We start from the raw sequence: 16,153 nt of genomic DNA, 5'->3' as shown, positions 1-16,153 counted from the left end.
GGGGCAAGTCATGGTCTCCGGGACAGGGGCGCCGGGGGTGGGCCGTACGCTGGCGGCTCAGACATTCTGAAGGAGAGACGATGTTCCGGCATGTTGTGATGTTCACCTGGGTCGCGGGCGCCACAGAGGAGCAGAAGGCCGAGGTGGAGGCCGGGCTCAAAGGGCTGCCGGCGGTCATCCCCGAAATTCGCCGCTACGATATCGGTACCGACGCGGGTATCACCCCCGGTAACTACGAGTTCGCCGTGGTGGCGGACTTCGACTCGGCCGAGGACTACCTGGTCTATCGAGACCATCCGGTGCATCGCGCTGTGATCGCCGACATCATCAGGCCGATCGTCGCCAACCGCGCCTCGGTGCAGTACTCCTTCTGAGGCGGCCGTCCGGCAGGCCCGGCGTGACCCGGGCCGTCAGACGGAGGGAGGGTTCTCGCGGTGCTGGAGTTCGCCTTCGGAGACCGTGCTGCGGCGGGACAGGAGGAAGAAGCTCAGCAGCATTCCCACGGCGCCTACGATCATGAAGATGACGCCGATGATGTCGATGTGGACGCTGCTGCCCAGCACGTCGGGCTCGATCGCGAACTTCAGAATCGCCCCGATGGTCAGGAAGAAGATGCTGACCCCGATGCCCATGCAGACCTCCGGGACTCGTGTTAGGTAAAGAACGCCTCGCGGCAGGGTAATACCCCGCCCCGCGCGCTAACACTACCTATCCGCCGCCCCTTAAAGCACGATCTTTCCCCTTGCCTGTGGGGCACCGCCGAGGCCGCTCCCGGAACGGCGGATCGCGGGCGCCGGACGCGGCAAGGGGAGGGAGCCCGCGCCGGCTCCCTCCCCTTGCCACTACTTGTCGCGAGTCGCCCCCCGGACGGCCTGCCGCGACGGGCGTCAGAAGGCGTCTTCGGGGAGCTCCATCAGGCTCTGGTCGGTGGCGGCCAGCGTGCGGCGCTCGGCGGACAGGCGCGGCAGCACCGTCTGGCTGAAGAAGGAGGCCGCGGCCACCTTGCCGGTGTAGAACGCCTTGTCCCGGTCGGACGCGCCGAGGGCGTTGAGCGCCACCTCGGCCTGGCGGAGCAGGAGCCAGCCGATCACGAGGTCGCCGAGGGCCACCAGGAACCGGGTGGTGTTGAGGCCGACCTTGTAGACCTCCTTCGGGTTCTCCATGGACCCGATCGCCCAGCCGGCCATCGTGTCGGCCATCGCCTTGATCTCGCCGGCGGCCTCGTCGAGGAGCTTGCGCTCCTCCTTGAGCCTGCCGTTGCCTGCTTCGGAGGCGGCGAAGGCCTTGATGTCGCCGAGCAGCGTGCCGAGCGCGGCGCCCTGGTTGCGCAGGACCTTGCGGAAGAACAGGTCCTGGCCCTGGATGGCAGTGGTGCCCTCGTAGAGGGAGTCGATCTTGGCGTCGCGGATGTACTGCTCGATCGGGTAGTCCTGCAGGTAGCCCGAGCCGCCGAGCGTCTGCAGGGAGCGGGACAGCATCTCATACGACCGCTCGGAGCCGACGCCCTTGATCAGGGGGAGCAGCAGGTCGTTCATCGCCTCGGCCTCGGCGTTCCTGGCGCCCTCGAACTCGGCGATCTGGACGGTGTCCTGGAAGGTCGCCGTGTAGAGGACCAGCGCGCGCATGCCCTCGGAGTAGGCCTTCTGCAGCATGAGCTCGCGGCGCACGTCCGGGTGGTGGGTGATGGTCACCCGCGGGGCGGTCTTGTCACCCGACCTGGTGAGGTCGGCGCCCTGGACGCGCTGCTTGGCGTACTCGAGCGCGTTGAGGTAGCCGGTGGACAGGGTGGCGATCGCCTTGGTGCCGACCATCATGCGGGCGTGCTCGATGACCATGAACATCTGCTTGATGCCCTCGTGCACGTCGCCGACCAGCGTGCCGATGGCCGGGTGCTTCTCGCCGAAGGTGAGCTCGCAGGTCGTGGAGGCCTTCAGGCCCATCTTGTGCTCGACGTTGGTCACGTAGACGCCGTTGCGCTCACCGAGCTCGCCGGTCGAAAGGTCGACGTGGTACTTCGGCACCAGGAACATCGACAGGCCCTTGGTGCCGGGGCCGTGCCCCTCGGGGCGGGCGAGCACCAGGTGGAAGATGTTCTCGGTCATGTCCTGCTCGGCGCTGGTGATGAAGCGCTTGACGCCTTCGATGTGCCAGGTGCCGTCCGGCTGCTGGACCGCCTTGGTGTGGCCGGCGCCCACGTCGGAGCCCGCGTCCGGCTCGGTCAGCACCATGGTGGCGCCCCAGTCGCGCTCGATCGCGAGCTCGGCGAAGCGCTTCTGGGCGTCGTTGCCGATCTTCCACATCGTGTAGGCGAAGTTCGGGCCGGCGCCGTACATGTAGAGGGCCGGGTTGGCGCCGAGCACCATCTCCGCCGCCGCCCAGGCGATGCTGCGGGGGAGGCCGGGGCCGCCCAGCTCCTGGGGCAGGTCCAGGTGGGTCCAGCCGCCGTCGAGCAGCGCCTGGTAGGACCGCTTGAACGCCTCGGGGAGCCGCACCGTGCCGGTCGCCGGGTCGAAGACCGGCGGGTTGCGGTCGGCGTCGGCGAAGGAGTCGGCCAGCGGGCCGGTGGCCAGGCGGTCGACCTCCTCCAGGATGCTCCGGGTGACGTCCTCGTCGACCTCGGCGAACCGCCCGGTGCCGAGGATCTCGCGGCGGCCGAGCACCTCGAAGAGGTTGAACTCAAGGTCGCGAACGTTGCTCTTGTAGTGGCCCATGGCTGCGCGTCTCCTCGAAAACCGGGCATGCGGCTTAGAACGTACTGGTCAGTAACCTTACCTCGAATGCTACCCGCCAGTAACCCCTAGAAAACTGGACGAACGTGGTGTTCACCACTTGGCTAGCGCGCCCACGCCCCTTCGAGGGACGGCTCCGCTTCCGCCCGCGTAGCGCCTTCGCGAGGTCGGTCGCCGCGAGTGCGGCCGCCAGGCAGGCCACCGGGATCACCGGCAGGACGTATCGGTGGTCGAAGTCCAGTGCCGCGATCGGCCCCACGAGCAGGAACATCGCCGCGATCCACGGCAGCAGCGCTCTGCGTGGCCGGACCGCCGCACCGAGCCCGCCCACCAGCAGGATCAGCCCGATCACCGGGCCGCGCAGGTAGGCCGGGTACTGGTAGGCCATGAGGAACCCCGCGTACGGGTCGACCGACCCCAGGCCGCGGATGCCCGGGTCGTACTCCTCGCGGGCCTTCCGGACGAGCGGGTAGTCCGGCAGTGACCACTGCCCCCGCGCGAAGCCGAACGCCGGCGTGACCCGCTCCGGGTGCCGTACCGGCGTCCAGGCGAAGGTCAGCGCGGTGTCCCGGACGACGTCCGCGAGATAGTCGAACGGCTGCGCCAGGATGGCCCGGACGGCGAACGAACGGGCCAGGTCGTTGTTGCCGTCCCGCCCGCCCGGCAGCCGGTTGAGCGAGGCGCCCGGGTCCCACACGTACTCCGACGCCGCGTCCTGGTGCGCCCCGTTGGGGCAAAGGCCCCGCTCCGCCACGGGAGGCCTGATCACGGCGCAGTCGGCGAAGGTCATCGTGCGCGCCCACAGCACGGCCCCCTCGCCTCCGGTCAGCGTGAACCTCCCGTTGACCTGGGCGTTCCAGCCCGCGTACGCCGCCAGTGGCAGCGCGCCCGCGATGGCCACGGCCGCCAGGCGGCGCACGCCCACGCGCTGCGAGGCCAAGACGAGCAGCACGAGCACGAGCAGGGGGAGGGCGATCGTCCGGGTCAGCGTGGCGAGGGCGAGCAGCGCGCCGGCGGCGGCACAGGCGCGAATCGACGGCCTGACCGACCATCCCAGGATCGCGAGCGCCGCCACGATGAGGAAGATGAAGAGGGTGTCCGACAGGACCCCGTGCTCGAGCCGCAGGAACGAAGCGTCGAACAGCCCAGGTACCGCAGCCAGGGACGCGCCCCAGGCCGGTACCCCACGGCGGCGCAGCACCGCGTAGATCATCAATCCGATGCCGAGCCCCATCGCGTGCTGCGCGCCCACCACCACGGCCACGCTGTGCAAGGGCCGCAGCAGCCATAGGAACAGGGGATAGCCGCTCGGATGGAACCCCAGGGACGGCCGTAGGTGCGAGGCCACGTCCAGATAGCTGAACGAGTCGTACCAATAGAGCTGCGCGGGCCGGTATCCGAGCATCGTCACCACGCGCAGCGCGGCCGCCAGGGCCAGGGTGATCGCGAAAAGCCGGTGGGTTCCGAAGACACGCCGGGTCCGCTGAAGGGCGGCGGGCGGTGACATGCGGGGGAGGGTCAGCATCACGGTCCGATTCGTTAAAGGGCATGGCGATGACGCACCGCGTCAGGGCATGCGCGCAGCGTGGTCGATGGTGGGCGTGATCGGGCATCGGCGGTGTCGCGAGGTTCAGGTCAGGTGCCGCGACGCGGACGGTGCCGCCAGGTTCAGGTCAGGTGCCGCGGCGCCGCCGGTGCCGGTGTGCGCGCCCGTCGTTGCCGCCGTGCTGCGCGGCGATCCCGTGCCCGCTACGCGCGGGCGATCGGCGTTCAGGAGCTCTCGGGGCAGTAGTTCTCGAGGGTGACCACCGAGTTCGGGCGCGGCGCGGGATCCACCAATATGAGCGCCGTGCCTGGCTTGCTCATCACGCCGTCGTGGACGTACCAGGAATCCGGTACCGATGACCTGCCGCCGTGGTAGGTCACCAGCTCGGCGCCCGGCACCCCTCGCTCCCGCAGCATCCGCAGCACGGCGGGCAGGTGCTGGTTGACGAAGCCGACGCAGTGGAGCGGCTCGCCTTCGGCGGCCAGTGACGCTCTGGCCGCGTAGAACTCACCAGGGCGTGCCCTGCGCCCGAGCACGATGTGGGCGCTGCCCTTGAAGTCGACCGGAACCCTTATGCCGATCTCGCACCCGCGCAGGCGCGCGAAGCCGCAGCCGCCGGGGCGTTCGAGGGCGGTGATGTCGTTGTTCAACGTCATGATCACCCCCTCGAGGCTGGGGGTGGCGGGCTTGAGGCGCAGCGAGATGTTCAGGTGGACGGCTTTGAACTCCCTCTCGTAGCGCTGGGGATCGGCGAAGAGATCCTTCACGGTGATGAGGTAGTTCGGGCCGATTCGGGTGATGTCGAGCGCGGCGGAGGCCGGGTGCGGCCCGAGGCCGGCGGCGTCCGGCAGGAACCACGTGAGCAGCACGATCGCGGCCGCGAGAGGAGCGAGTATCCGCAGGCGGCGGAGCGACCTCGGCGATCCCTGCGGCGAACCCGGCTCCTGCCCGGAGCCTGTTCTCCTCCGGCGCGGCAGGCGGAGACTCCTGCGATGGGCGGGAGCTCGCGGCCCGGTCGCCGGTACGCAGGCCATGCCCGTCGTGATCTCCTCCATCAGTTCGAGCGCCCCGGGGGTCATGCCAGGGCCGGCGTCGGGAGCGATGGAGGCCACCCTCCGGTCGATGTCGGTCTTCACGATTGCCCCTTCAGCAGCGCGACCGCACGCGGGCCGTACGCGAGGAGGTCCAGCTCGGCGGCCTCCAGCTCCCTTGCCAGGCGTTTGCGCGCGCGGTGCAGGCGCAGGCGCACGGCTCCACGCGAGCATTCCAGGACCGTCGCGATCTGCGCGGTGTCCAGGCCTTCCCAGCTCACCAGCGACAGCAACTCCCTGTCCTCCGGGCTGAGCCGCTGGAACGCCTCGCGTATCGCGCCGACGTCCTGGTGCGGCTGGGAGTCCTCCCACGCCGCCAGCTCCGCGCGGAGCCGTACGGCGAGGGCGCTTCGCCGTGTCTCGCCGCGGTGGTGGTTGGCGAGGACCCGCCGGGCCACGCCGTACAGCCAGAGCCGCGCCTGTTCGCCCTCAGGGATGTCGTCGATCCGGCGCCATGCCGTGGTGAACGTCTCCGAGATCGCGTCGGCGGCGTCGTCGGGGGACTCGGTACGCCGCCGGACGTATCCGAGCAGATCCGCATAGTTCGCCATGTAGATCTCCTCGAAGCGCTGCCTGGGGTCGGGTGGTCCCACGCCGCTTTCCTTCCCGATGGGGTCTGCTCCCCTCAGCCTGGCCAGAGGAGCCACTCGTCACCACACATGTCCGGGTATCAGGAAATGTTTCAGGCGTCCTTCGAGAAATTGGTACAAGTCCGGGCCGGAGCCCGGTGAGATGCCTCACCACGCAATGAGGACGAATGTGATGTTTGCTAAGGTCCGATAACAGAGGCCCCGTTCTGGGATCTCCCGGACGAGTAGCACGTCGTACCCGGCCCAGCGAAGACGACAACGCGAACCGGGGAAACACTGTCGTCTGAGACGCGAACCGGAAACGGCATCGCCCGGGAGACGGAGCGGGTGGCTCCATCGCCCGGGCGGCGGGGGGCACGCCGGTGAGGCGGCCCCGGAGGACGCGTTACTGTGCCGACTTGGCCCTTCCTTTGAGCGAGATGGTGCCGATGGCGGCGATCAGGTAGACCAGCGCGCCGCCCCAGGCGGCGTCCCAGGCCGCGCCGAACACGCCCTCCTGGTCGAAGATCAGCTGTACCGGGTACATGAGGACGGCCGCCCCGATGCCGGGATAGAGGGCGAACCTCCACGGATGCCGCAGCGACCAGAGCCGGGCCTGCCGGGTCACGCGGTCTCCCACATCCGGCTTGCTGACGGCGCCGATGGCGGCCACCGCGCTGAAGAGGCTGATGCCGAGGCAGAGCGCCCAGGTGAGGTCGGCGGGCCCAGGGAGGATGACGCCCATGATGAAGCTGATCGCCGCACTCGCCCCACCAGTGATCGCCGCGGTCTTCCACGGCGCGCCGCGCAGGGCCGCGCCGGCGAGCGACATCTCGTCGCGTCGAGTCAGTTCGTTCATGCACCCAGGTTGCCCTCCGTCACGGCATCGGCACATCGGGGACGAACCCTGATCTGCCCCTGACCCCTGGGAGACGACCTCCACGGCCGGACGCCGGCCCGCGAGGCCACCGGTTCGGAGGGGATCACCAGGGCCTCGATAGCCTTTGACCATGTCTGTGATCTTTCGTCCTGCTCGCCGGGAAGACGTCCCGTTGATCGTCGCCATGCTCGCCGACGACCCGATCGCCGCGGCCAGGGAAGGGGACCCGTCGGACGTGGTCTACCTCGACGCCTTCGAGGCCATCGACGCCGACCCCCGGCAGGAGCTGATCGTCGCGGAGGACGGCGGGCGGGTGGTCGGCACGATGCAGATCACGTTCATCCCGGGGCTGTCCCGTAAGGGCGGGGAGCGAGCCCTGGTCGAGGCCGTACGCGTGGGCGCCTCGATGCGGGGGCAGGGCCTCGGCCGCGCGATGATGCGGTGGGCCATCGACCGCGCCCGCGAGCGAGGCTGCCGGATGGTGCAGCTCACCAGTGACAAGGCCCGGGCCGACGCCCACCGTTTCTACACCTCGCTCGGCTTCGTCGACTCCCACGTGGGCTTCAAGCTCAGCCTCTGACGCCGGCGGAGTCCGGGTCAGGCCACGGGGGCGATCTCCACGAGGTTGTCGTGGTAGACGGCGCCCCTGCCCATGTCGGCGTCGCGCTCGTCGACCAGGACGTTGGCGTTGACCCCGCCCGGGCTCAGCTTGGGCCAGTTGCCCTTCGTGGTCGCCACGACGCCGGGCGCGACCCGGTCGCTGACCCGTAGCTCGACCGTCATCTCGCCGTTGTCGTTGAACACCCGGACGCGCTGGCCGTCGCTCAGCCCCCGGTCGGCGGCGTCCTTCTCGCTGACCAGGACCGCAGGGGCTCCGGCACGGCGGGCCAGCTCGGGGTTGTTCCCGAACACCGTGTTGAGGAACGTGTGGGCCGCCGGAGTGATCAACGCCAGCTTGTACGGCCCGTCGGTGTTCGCCGAGAAGGGTGGGATGTATCCCTGGTTCTCCGGCGCGAACTCGAGCCTCCCCGAGGCCGTCGGGAACCCGTCGGCGAACGGCAGGAACGGGTCGGGGTAGTTGAGGCGGACCCAGCCTTCCTCGCGGAGCCGCTCGACGGTGATCCCGTCCAGCGCCGGGTGGGCGGTGGACAGGAGCTGCTCGGCGATCTCGAGGTCGGAGTCGTACAGGGAGGGGTCGGTCAGCCCGAGGCGGCGGGCGACCCGGCGGAAGGTCTCGGTCGTGGACAGGCACTCGCCGGGCGGGGCCACGGCGGGCTCGTTCCACATCAGGTACATGTGCCCGTACCCGGCGTGCAGGTCGGTGTGCTCGATCTGCATGGTGGCAGGGAGCACGAGGTCGGCGTAGTCCACGGTGTCGGTGGGGAACTGCTCCATCACCACCGTGAACAGGTCCTCCCGCAGCAGCCCCTTGCGGACGCGGTTCTGGTCGGAGGTGCTGCCCATCGGGTTGGCGGCGTAGACCCACAGGCACTTCACCGGATGCTCGGTGTCTTCGAGACCTTCGGCAAGGCGGGTCATCGTCAGCGTCCTGACGGGCTTGTCGAGCAGGTCGAGCCGGACGTCGGCCTGGATGGGGACGTGGCCGCTGGTGGAGTAGGCGACGCCGCCGCCGGGGTGCTTCCAGTCACCGGTCACGCCCGGGATGCAGGCGATCGTCCGCATGGCGGTGCCGCCGCCCCGGTGGCGCTGGATGCCCATCGTGGCCCGGATGCCGGTCGGCCGGGTGTGCGCGAGCCGTACGCCGAGGGCGCGGATGTCCTTCTCGGGGATACCGGTGATCTCCGCCACCACGCTGGGGGGATATTTCCGGATTTCTCGCTCAAAGTCGTCCCAGCCGGTGGTGTGCTGCTCCAGGAACTCCCGATCCTCGGCGCCCTCGTCCAGCACGACGTGCATCAGCGCGAGCGCGAGCGCGGCGTCGGTGCCCGGCCGGATCGCCAGGTACTCGTCCGCCTGGTCGGCGGTGCGCGTCCTGACCGGGTCGATCGCGACGACGTGCGCCCCTGCGGCCCGCGCCTCCTGGATGAACTTCCACAGGTGGTGCCCGCTGGTCAGCGTGTTCGTGCCCCACAGCAGGATCAGCCTCGAAAGCGCGAACTGCTCCGGGTCCATGCCGCCCGGCGTCCCGTTCGTGCGGGTCAGACCCTGGTTCCCGGCCCGGGCGCAGATGTTGAGGTCGTGGTACGACGCTCCCAGCGCGTTCCACAGCCGGCGCCCGGCCTGGCCCGACTCACCCTGGATGTAACCGAGCGTCCCGGTGCCCTGGTACGGCCAGATGGCCTCGCCGCCGAACTCGTCGACGATCGCCGTCAGCCGCTCCGCGATCTCGTCGAGCGCCTCCTCCCAGGAGATGCGCTCGAACCGCCCCGACCCCTTCGGCCCGACCCGGCGCATCGGGTACAGGATCCGGTCGGAGGCCTTGGTGTGCTCCAGGTAGCGGTTGACCTTCACGCACAGAGCGCCGCGCGTGTAGGGCTGGTCATGGTTGCCGCGCAGGCGCACGGCCTCGCCGTCCTTCACGGTGACGACCCACGAACAGGTGTCCGGGCAGTCCAGAGGGCAGGCACCAAGAACATTCAGCTCACGGCTCATGGGCAGAACGGTACCTGGATCGCCCATATCACCACATGGTGGGCGGGAGTTCCGCCTGGTGACATTCACTACTCGACCTGGGGTGGTATGACCGCCCCATACTTACGGTGGATGCGCTCCCGGCCGCGGCACCGGCACCATGAGGGATGCCCATATCGCAGATCGCTCACGGCCGGGTGCGCCGTAGAGTGTCAGCGAATGGCCGGGGTGCACCGGTTCGCCGACGACCGCTGAGGCGTGAGCCCGAGGAGGGTCGCACGGACTCCGGTGGGCTTCCGCGCCCGCACCGGTGAAGACAGCCTAGGGAAAGATCATATGCCCCGAGACGTGCGTAGACGTCAGCGGTGACCGACATACGGGAGCGCGACGAGGCAGAGGAGGCCGCGGGGGAGAACATCTCCGCGGCCGGTTCTTCCGTGACTCCAGAGAGCCCGCGCACTCCTGCGGACACCTCGGAGGCCTCGGACGTCTCGGACGTCCCCGCCGGCGACCCCACCTCCGGTACGGAGACCCCCGAGGGTTCGCGTGCCGCGTCCGGTGATCCCGTCGTGCTCGTCGTCGAGCCGCTGCTGCCCCAGCGCATCCGCAGGCCGTCCGACGCGCTGCGCTTCTTCATCACCCTCCTCACACTGGCGGCGATCGTCCTGCTCGCGCTCATCGCCAAGCAGACGCTCAACGGCCTGGAGAGAGACGTCACCGACGGGACGAGCCGGGCCCCCGACCTGCTGATCGGCGTGGCGAGCTTCCTCGCCGGCACCGCCGTGCTGGCCGTGCCCAGCGCGTTCGCCGTCGAGCGGGTGTTCCACCGCGACGGGCTGCGGGTGGCCGAAGGGCTGATCGCGGCGATCATCGGGATGCTCGTCTCCTTCGTCCTCGGCGAGTGGCTGGCCGCGGCCGGCCCGGGCGACCTGCGCCTGCTGCTCACCGGAGGGCGCCAGGTCGAGCCGCTCAACACCCTGCTCACCTCGGTCGTCGCCTACGTCACCGCAGTGCGCATCTCCCGCCGCCCGACCTGGCGGGCGATGATGTGGATGGCGATCGCCCTCGACGTGTTCGCGCTGTTCACCAGCGCCGACGCCACCGCGCTCGGCGTCTTCGTGACCTACCTCGTCGGCCTGGCCGTCGGGTACGCCACCCTCTACGTCGTCGGCAGCCCCAACACCCGGCCACCGGGCAGCACCGTGGTCGCCGCCCTGCGCCGCCTCGCATTCGTCCCCGCCAGGGCCCGGCGCATCACCGACGACGCCCAGGGAAGCCGCCGCTACGGCGTGACGATGACCGACGGGCGCCGGTTCGACGTCACCGTGCTCGACAGGGACCGGCAGGTCGCCGGGGTCCTCTACCGGCTCTGGCGCGGCATCCGGCTCAGCTCGGAGACCCGCCGCCGGGCCATCCGCTCGCTCCGCGCGGAGCTCGAGCGCGAGGCGCTCATGGCCTACGCCGCCCAGGCCGCCGGCGTGAACACCCCGTGCCTGGTCGGCACCAGCGAGATCGGCACCGACGCCGCGCTGCTCGCTTACGAGCACCTGGACACGCGCGCGCTGGAGGACGTCCCCGACGACGAGCTGGACGACGAGCTGCTCATCAAGATCTGGAAGCAGGTCGAGCTGCTCCAGGCCCAGCGCCTGGCCCACCGGCGGCTCACCGGCGACAGCATCCACGTCGACGGCGACGGCGAGGTCGTGCTGATGGACGCCCGCAGCGGCGAGATCGCGGCCGGTGACCTGCTGCTCCGGCTCGACATCGCACAGCTGCTCACCTACCTGGCGCTGCGCGTCGGCCCCGAGCGTTCGGTGATGTGCGCCTCCAAGGTCATCCCGAAGCGGTCGCTCGCGGGGGCGCTGCCCCTGCTCCAGCGCATCGCCCTCACCAGGGGCACCCGCGCCCAGGTCGGCAGGAACAAGGCGCTGCTTCCCGCGCTCCGCGAGCAGATCGTCGCCCTCACGCCTCAGGTCGAGGTCGAGGAGGTGCGCCTGGAGCGGTTCCAGCCGCGCACCCTGGTGACCATCATCGCCAGCGCGCTGGCGGCGTACTTCCTGCTCTCGCAGCTCAGCAGGGTGAACCTGGCCGACGTCGTCACCCGGGCCGAGTGGGGCTGGGCCGGCGTCGCCCTGGTCGCGGCCGGCCTGAGCTACCTCGCGGCGGCGCTCATGATCCGGGGCTTCGTACCCGAGAAGCTGCCGCTGGGCCCCATGGTCCTGGCCCAGTTCGCGGCCTCGTTCGTCAAGCTGGTGGCGCCCGCCGCGGTCGGGGGAGTGGCCATCAACTCCCGTTTCCTGCAGAAGCGCGGCATCGCACCTGGGCTCGCCGTGGCCAGTGTGGGCGCCTCGCAGCTCGTGGGGCTGGCCTGCCACATCCTGCTGCTCCTGCTCTTCGGCTACCTCACCGGCATCAAGGCCGCCCCGTCGGTCAGCCCCTCGCGTGGCATGGTCATCGCGCTGCTGTCCGGCGCCGTCCTGGTACTGATCGTCCTGGCCGTGCCGCCGCTCCGCCGCCTGATCACCGGGCGCATCCGGTCGCTGTTCTCCGGGGTGATGCCCCGCCTACTGGACGTCCTGCAGTCGCCGCGCAAGATCCTGGAAGGGCTGAGCGGCACGCTGCTGCTCACGCTGGCCTTCGTCGTCTGCCTGGCCGCCTGCGTCCGGGCCTTCGGCGGCTCGCTCAGCTTCGCGGCGGTGGCCATCGTCGTGCTGGCCGGCACGGCCATCGGCTCGGCCGCGCCCACCCCCGGCGGGCTGGGCGCTGTGGAAGGGGCCCTCTACGTCGGCCTGACGCTGTCCGGGCTGGCGCCCACGGTGGCGACGTCCGCCGTGCTGCTCTACCGGCTGCTCACGTTCTGGCTGCCGGTGCTGCCCGGATGGGCGTCCTTCGCCTGGCTCCAGCGGCACGGCGCCCTTTGACCTTCGACCCCGCCGCCGTGCCCGAGGGGTCGGCGGCCTGCCTCCTTGAGCCCTGAGGGCCGGAGGCCCGGCGGCCTGAGCCCCTCGGGCCGGTGACCCTCGGGGCTCTGGGCCGGCGGGTCAGACGATGCGAGCCCCCGGCTCGGCGATCTCCTTCTCGATGGCGGCGAGCTCCTCGGCGGAGAAGTCGAGGCGGTCCACCGCGGCGATGTTGTCCTCCAGCTGCCGGACGCTGCTGGCCCCGATCAGCACCGAGGTCACCCGCGAGTCCCGCAGCGCCCACGCCAGGGCCATCTGGGCCAGCGACTGGCCACGGCTCGCGGCCAGGTCGTTCAGCGCGCGGACCCGCCGGAGCAGGTCGTCGGTGAGCTGGCTCGGCCGCAGGAACCTCTCCTGAGAAGCCCGCGAGCCCTCGGGGACGCCCTGCAGGTACCTGTCCGTCAGGATTCCCTGGGCCAGGGGCGAGAACGGGATGCAGCCGACGCCCTCGGCCTCCAGGGTGTCGAGCAGCCCGTCCTCGATCCAGCGGTCGAGCATCGAGTACCGCGGCTGGTGGATGAGCAGCGGAGTGCCCATCTCGCGCAGGATCCGGGCCGCCTCCCTGGTCTGCTCGGGCGTGTAGTTGGAGATGCCCGCGTACAGCGCGCGCCCGGACCGCACGGCCGTGTCCAGCGCCCCCATCGTCTCCTCGAGCGGGGTGTCGGGGTCGGGCCGGTGGCTGTAGAAGATGTCGACGTAGTCGAGCCCCATGCGGGAGAGCGACTGGTCGAGGCTGGCCAGCAGGTACTTGCGCGAACCCCACTCGCCGTAGGGGCCGGGCCACATGTCGTACCCGGCCTTGGTGGAGATGATCAGTTCGTCGCGGTACGGCCGGAAGTCCTGGGCGAAGATGTGGCCGAAGTTCGTCTCGGCCGAGCCGTACGGCGGGCCGTAGTTGTTGGCGAGGTCGAAGTGGCTCACGCCCAGGTCGAACGCCCTGCGCAGCGTCGCCCTCTGGGTGTCGATCGGCTTGTCGTCACCGAAGTTGTGCCACAGCCCGAGCGAGACGGCGGGCAGCTTCAGGCCGCTCCTCCCCGTCCGGTTGTACGGCTGGCGCCCATAGCGGTCGCTTGATGCCGAGTACGTCACTGGATCTCCCCTATTTCTTCGTTCTTCAGCGAGGCCGCCCGGTCGATGATCCACGAGAGGGTGAAGGCCTCCTCGCGCCACGCGTCGTACCGCCCGCTCCTCCCGCCGTGGCCGGCGCCCATCTCCGTCTTGAGCAGGAACGGCCCGCCGCCGGCGATGTCGCGGAGCCTGGCGATCCACTTCGCCGGCTCGTGGTAGAGCACGCGGGTGTCGTTCAGGCTGGTGATCGCGAGGATGGGCGGGTACACCCGGTCGTCGATGTTCTCGTACGGCGTGTACGACTTCATGTACTCGTAGACGTCCGCGTTGTGGAGCGGGTCGCCCCACTCGTCCCACTCGATGACGGTCAGCGGCAGTGACGGGTCGAGGATGGTGTTCAGCGCGTCGACGAAGGGCACTTCCGCCACGACGCCCCCGAACACGTCGGGAGCGAGGTTGGCCGCCGCGCCCATCAGCAGGCCGCCGGCCGAGCCGCCCCTGGCCACGATCTCGCGCGACCAGCCCGACCTCTTCATATGCCGGGCCACGGCCACGAAGTCGCTGAAGGTGTTCTTCTTCCGGGTCAGCTTTCCCTCTTCGTACCACCGGCGGCCCATCTCGCCGCCGCCCCTGACGTGGGCGATCGCGAAGACGAAGCCACGGTCGAGCAGGCTGAGCCGCGCCACGGAGAACGACGGGTCGATGGAGCTCTCGTAACTGCCGTAGCCGTAAAGCACGGTCGGCGCGGGCCGCTCGGTGCCCTTCTTCATGACGATCGAGATCGGGATGCGGGTGCCGTCGTCGGCGGTCGCCCACCCGCGGAACTGCTCGTAGTCGCCAGGGTCGTACCCGCCGAGCACGGGCCGGCGCTTCAGCAGGATCAGCTCGCGCCTGGCGAGGTCGTAGTCGTACACCGAGGGCGGCGTGACCATCGACGTGTACGCGAGGCGGAGCCTGTTGGTGTGGAACTCGGGGTTTCCCGCCGGCTCGGCGGTGTGGATGGGTTCGGGGAAGGAGATCTCGTACGGTTCCTCGTCCGAGGGAAGCACCCGGATGCCCGTGAGACCGTCGCGGCGGAAGTGCACGGCGATGTGGTCGGAGAACGCGTCCACGTCGAGCAGCCGGGTGTCGTCGCGGTGGGGGATCAGCGGCGTCCACGTGCCGGGGTCGTCGATGGGCGCGGTGGCCAGCTCGAAGTTCTCCGCGCCCTCGTTGTGCAGGATGAGGAAGCGGTCGCCCGCGTGGTCGATGGCGTACTCCACGCCGGTCTCGCGGGGACGCACGACGCTGAACTCCCCGGTGGGGTAGTCGGCGTCCAGGATGCGGACCTCGCTGGTGATCTTGCTGCCCGCGCTCAGGACGAGATAGCGCTCGCTTCGGGTGAGGCCGATGCCCACCCAGAACCGCTCGTCGGTCTCCTCGTAGACCAGGACGTCGTCGTCGGCCGCGGTGCCGAGGATGTGGCGGTACACGCGGTACGGGCGCCAGGCGTCGTCGATGATCGTGTAGAAGAACGCGGAACCGTCCGCCGACCAGGCGCCTCCGTAGAAGATGCCCGGGATCTCGTCGTCCAGGATCTCGCCGGTGTCCAGCCGCTTGAAGCGCAGGGTGAAGCGCTCGTTGCCGCTGAAGTCGGTGGAGTAGGCGAGGGTCGTGCCCTCCGGGCTGACGGCCGAGGTGCCGATGGCGAAGAACGGGCTGTCGCCGGCCAGCTTGTTCCCGTCGAGCAGGACCCGCTCGCCCTCCAGCGGCTCCCCGGGCTTCAGTTCCGGAGGGGTGTCGCCGGAGGCCTGCAGGCGGCACTGGATGCCGTACTGCTTGCCCTCCTCGGTGCGGGAGTAGTACCACCAGCCGCCCTTGCGTGTGGGAACCGAGAGGTCGGTCTCCAGGGTGCGGCCCTTGATCTCCTGGAAGATGCTCTCTTGGAGGTCTTTCAGGTGCTCGGTCCGGGATTGCGTGAAGGCGTTCTCCGCCTCGAGATACGCGACCGTGTCCGGGTCTTCCTTGTTGGTCAGCCATGCGTATTCGTCGATCACGGTGTCGCCGTGATGAGTCCGTTCGGCCGGGACCTTCTTCGCCACGGGAGGCGTGTCGCTGCTCACGTGGCGAGTCTATGGCCGCGGCCTTGGTCGCCTCAGAGGCGTGACGCGTGTTCGCGACATCGAAGTGTGCTCTGACGCTCCCAAAGGCTGCTAATCTTCTGTTGTCGGCATCGCCCGGCGCAACCCCACACCATCGCTTCGGCGGACTGGCGTGGGCACGTGCGGGTGATGACCGAAATCCCTCAAATTATGTAGGTCTGACCGAACGATTTGCGTCGCTCGATCCGGCCGGGTAAGTTCGAGGGGTTGCCCTGGAGACGGGGTGGCTCGAATGCTAGTGGGTTCGGGTGGCTGGAAGTCAAGTGTCGGTAACGGCGCGGTTTGCTTCTGGTCAAGCGGGTTCGGTAGGATGAGGGCATACGAGATGGAAGCCCCGGAGTTCGGGCCTTAGGGTCTGGGTGATGGTGTACGCGTCCGTTTCTTGAGAACTCAACAGTGTGTTAAAAGCCAGTGCATGATTATGCATTAACCTCCGTCTTTCGTGCCTCTTTTTGTGGGTGCGGGGATGGTTCCTTTGGTTGGCATCGCACATGTGTGTGTGGTGTCCGCCGGGATTTCTTCAGACATTGTTTGGAGAGTTTGATCCTGGCTCAGGACGAACGCTGGCGGCGTGCTT

At 69.5% G+C, this 16,153-nt stretch carries 12 protein-coding genes; 3 read left to right on the top strand and 9 right to left on the bottom strand.

Annotation, left to right across the window (positions count from 1 at the left end):
* The first annotated feature begins 80 nt into the window (after positions 1 to 80).
* Entirely contained in the window at positions 81 to 374 is a 294-nt protein-coding gene (locus MYF83_RS30460) for a Dabb family protein (protein ID WP_248964189.1), read from the top strand.
* A gap of 36 nt (positions 375 to 410) precedes the next feature.
* On the opposite strand, the gene MYF83_RS30455 is transcribed toward MYF83_RS30460, so the two are convergent.
* The 6 genes from MYF83_RS30455 to MYF83_RS30430 form a co-directional block, all read right to left on the bottom strand.
* A complete protein-coding gene (locus MYF83_RS30455; RefSeq protein WP_248964188.1) occupies positions 411 to 632 on the bottom strand; it encodes a hypothetical protein in 222 nt (73 codons plus the stop codon).
* A gap of 255 nt (positions 633 to 887) precedes the next feature.
* The gene (locus MYF83_RS30450; protein WP_248964187.1) at positions 888 to 2,711 is read right to left on the bottom strand and encodes an acyl-CoA dehydrogenase; all 1,824 of its coding nucleotides are present in this window, start codon (positions 2,709 to 2,711) and stop codon (positions 888 to 890) included.
* Positions 2,712 to 2,745: 34 nt separating this feature from the next.
* Positions 2,746 to 4,254 carry a hypothetical protein gene (locus MYF83_RS30445; RefSeq protein ID WP_248964276.1) on the bottom strand — a complete coding sequence of 503 codons (1,509 nt, stop codon included), beginning with the start codon at positions 4,252 to 4,254 and terminating at the stop codon, positions 2,746 to 2,748.
* 245 nt (positions 4,255 to 4,499) lie between these two features.
* A complete protein-coding gene (locus tag MYF83_RS30440; RefSeq protein ID WP_248964186.1) occupies positions 4,500 to 5,411 on the bottom strand; it encodes a hypothetical protein in 912 nt (303 codons plus the stop codon).
* Positions 5,408 to 5,959 (bottom strand): RNA polymerase sigma factor, encoded by a 552-nt coding sequence (locus tag MYF83_RS30435; protein ID WP_248964185.1) that lies wholly within the window; start codon positions 5,957 to 5,959, stop codon positions 5,408 to 5,410. The genes MYF83_RS30440 and MYF83_RS30435 overlap by 4 nt, the downstream gene beginning before the upstream one ends.
* A gap of 382 nt (positions 5,960 to 6,341) precedes the next feature.
* The gene (locus MYF83_RS30430) at positions 6,342 to 6,794 is read right to left on the bottom strand and encodes a hypothetical protein (RefSeq protein ID WP_248964184.1); all 453 of its coding nucleotides are present in this window, start codon (positions 6,792 to 6,794) and stop codon (positions 6,342 to 6,344) included.
* Positions 6,795 to 6,945: 151 nt separating this feature from the next.
* On the opposite strand from MYF83_RS30430, the gene MYF83_RS30425 reads away from it, so the two are divergent.
* The gene (locus MYF83_RS30425; protein ID WP_248964183.1) at positions 6,946 to 7,395 is read left to right on the top strand and encodes a GNAT family N-acetyltransferase; all 450 of its coding nucleotides are present in this window, start codon (positions 6,946 to 6,948) and stop codon (positions 7,393 to 7,395) included.
* A gap of 17 nt (positions 7,396 to 7,412) precedes the next feature.
* Here the strand turns inward: MYF83_RS30425 and MYF83_RS30420 are convergent, their stop codons facing one another.
* Positions 7,413 to 9,428 carry a molybdopterin-containing oxidoreductase family protein gene (locus MYF83_RS30420; RefSeq protein ID WP_248964182.1) on the bottom strand — a complete coding sequence of 672 codons (2,016 nt, stop codon included), beginning with the start codon at positions 9,426 to 9,428 and terminating at the stop codon, positions 7,413 to 7,415.
* A gap of 344 nt (positions 9,429 to 9,772) precedes the next feature.
* Here MYF83_RS30420 and MYF83_RS30415 point away from each other — a divergent pair, with 344 nt between their 5' ends.
* Entirely contained in the window at positions 9,773 to 12,328 is a 2,556-nt protein-coding gene (locus MYF83_RS30415) for a lysylphosphatidylglycerol synthase transmembrane domain-containing protein (protein ID WP_248964181.1), read from the top strand.
* Between the two features lie 120 nt (positions 12,329 to 12,448).
* On the opposite strand, the gene mgrA is transcribed toward MYF83_RS30415, so the two are convergent.
* Together mgrA and MYF83_RS43975 are read right to left on the bottom strand one after the other, a co-directional pair.
* On the bottom strand, positions 12,449 to 13,456 hold the full coding sequence (mgrA, locus tag MYF83_RS30410; RefSeq protein ID WP_248964180.1) for an L-glyceraldehyde 3-phosphate reductase: 1,008 nt from the start codon (positions 13,454 to 13,456) through the stop codon (positions 12,449 to 12,451).
* Positions 13,453 to 15,537 (bottom strand): S9 family peptidase, encoded by a 2,085-nt coding sequence (locus tag MYF83_RS43975; RefSeq protein ID WP_248964179.1) that lies wholly within the window; start codon positions 15,535 to 15,537, stop codon positions 13,453 to 13,455. Before MYF83_RS43975 ends, mgrA begins: the two co-directional genes overlap by 4 nt.
* Positions 15,538 to 16,153: the final 616 nt, after the last annotated feature.

The sequence above is a fragment of the Sphaerisporangium perillae genome, assembly GCF_023276435.1.
Classification (GTDB): Bacteria; Actinomycetota; Actinomycetes; order Streptosporangiales; family Streptosporangiaceae; genus Sphaerisporangium; species Sphaerisporangium perillae.
The sequence above is the reverse complement of the archived record's forward strand: the minus strand, read 5'-3'. Positions and strand labels throughout refer to the sequence as shown.

What these genes read in the sequence shown, in the direction of transcription:
- MYF83_RS30460 (WP_248964189.1), top strand. Translation starts at nt 81, where the DNA reads ATGTTCCGGCATGTTGTGATGTTCACCTGGGTCGCGGGCGCCACAGAG.
- MYF83_RS30455 (WP_248964188.1), bottom strand. Translation starts at nt 632, where the DNA reads ATGGGCATCGGGGTCAGCATCTTCTTCCTGACCATCGGGGCGATTCTG.
- MYF83_RS30450 (WP_248964187.1), bottom strand. Translation starts at nt 2,711, where the DNA reads ATGGGCCACTACAAGAGCAACGTTCGCGACCTTGAGTTCAACCTCTTC.
- MYF83_RS30445 (WP_248964276.1), bottom strand. Translation starts at nt 4,254, where the DNA reads ATGCTGACCCTCCCCCGCATGTCACCGCCCGCCGCCCTTCAGCGGACC.
- MYF83_RS30430 (WP_248964184.1), bottom strand. Translation starts at nt 6,794, where the DNA reads ATGAACGAACTGACTCGACGCGACGAGATGTCGCTCGCCGGCGCGGCC.
- MYF83_RS30425 (WP_248964183.1), top strand. Translation starts at nt 6,946, where the DNA reads ATGTCTGTGATCTTTCGTCCTGCTCGCCGGGAAGACGTCCCGTTGATC.
- MYF83_RS30420 (WP_248964182.1), bottom strand. Translation starts at nt 9,428, where the DNA reads ATGAGCCGTGAGCTGAATGTTCTTGGTGCCTGCCCTCTGGACTGCCCG.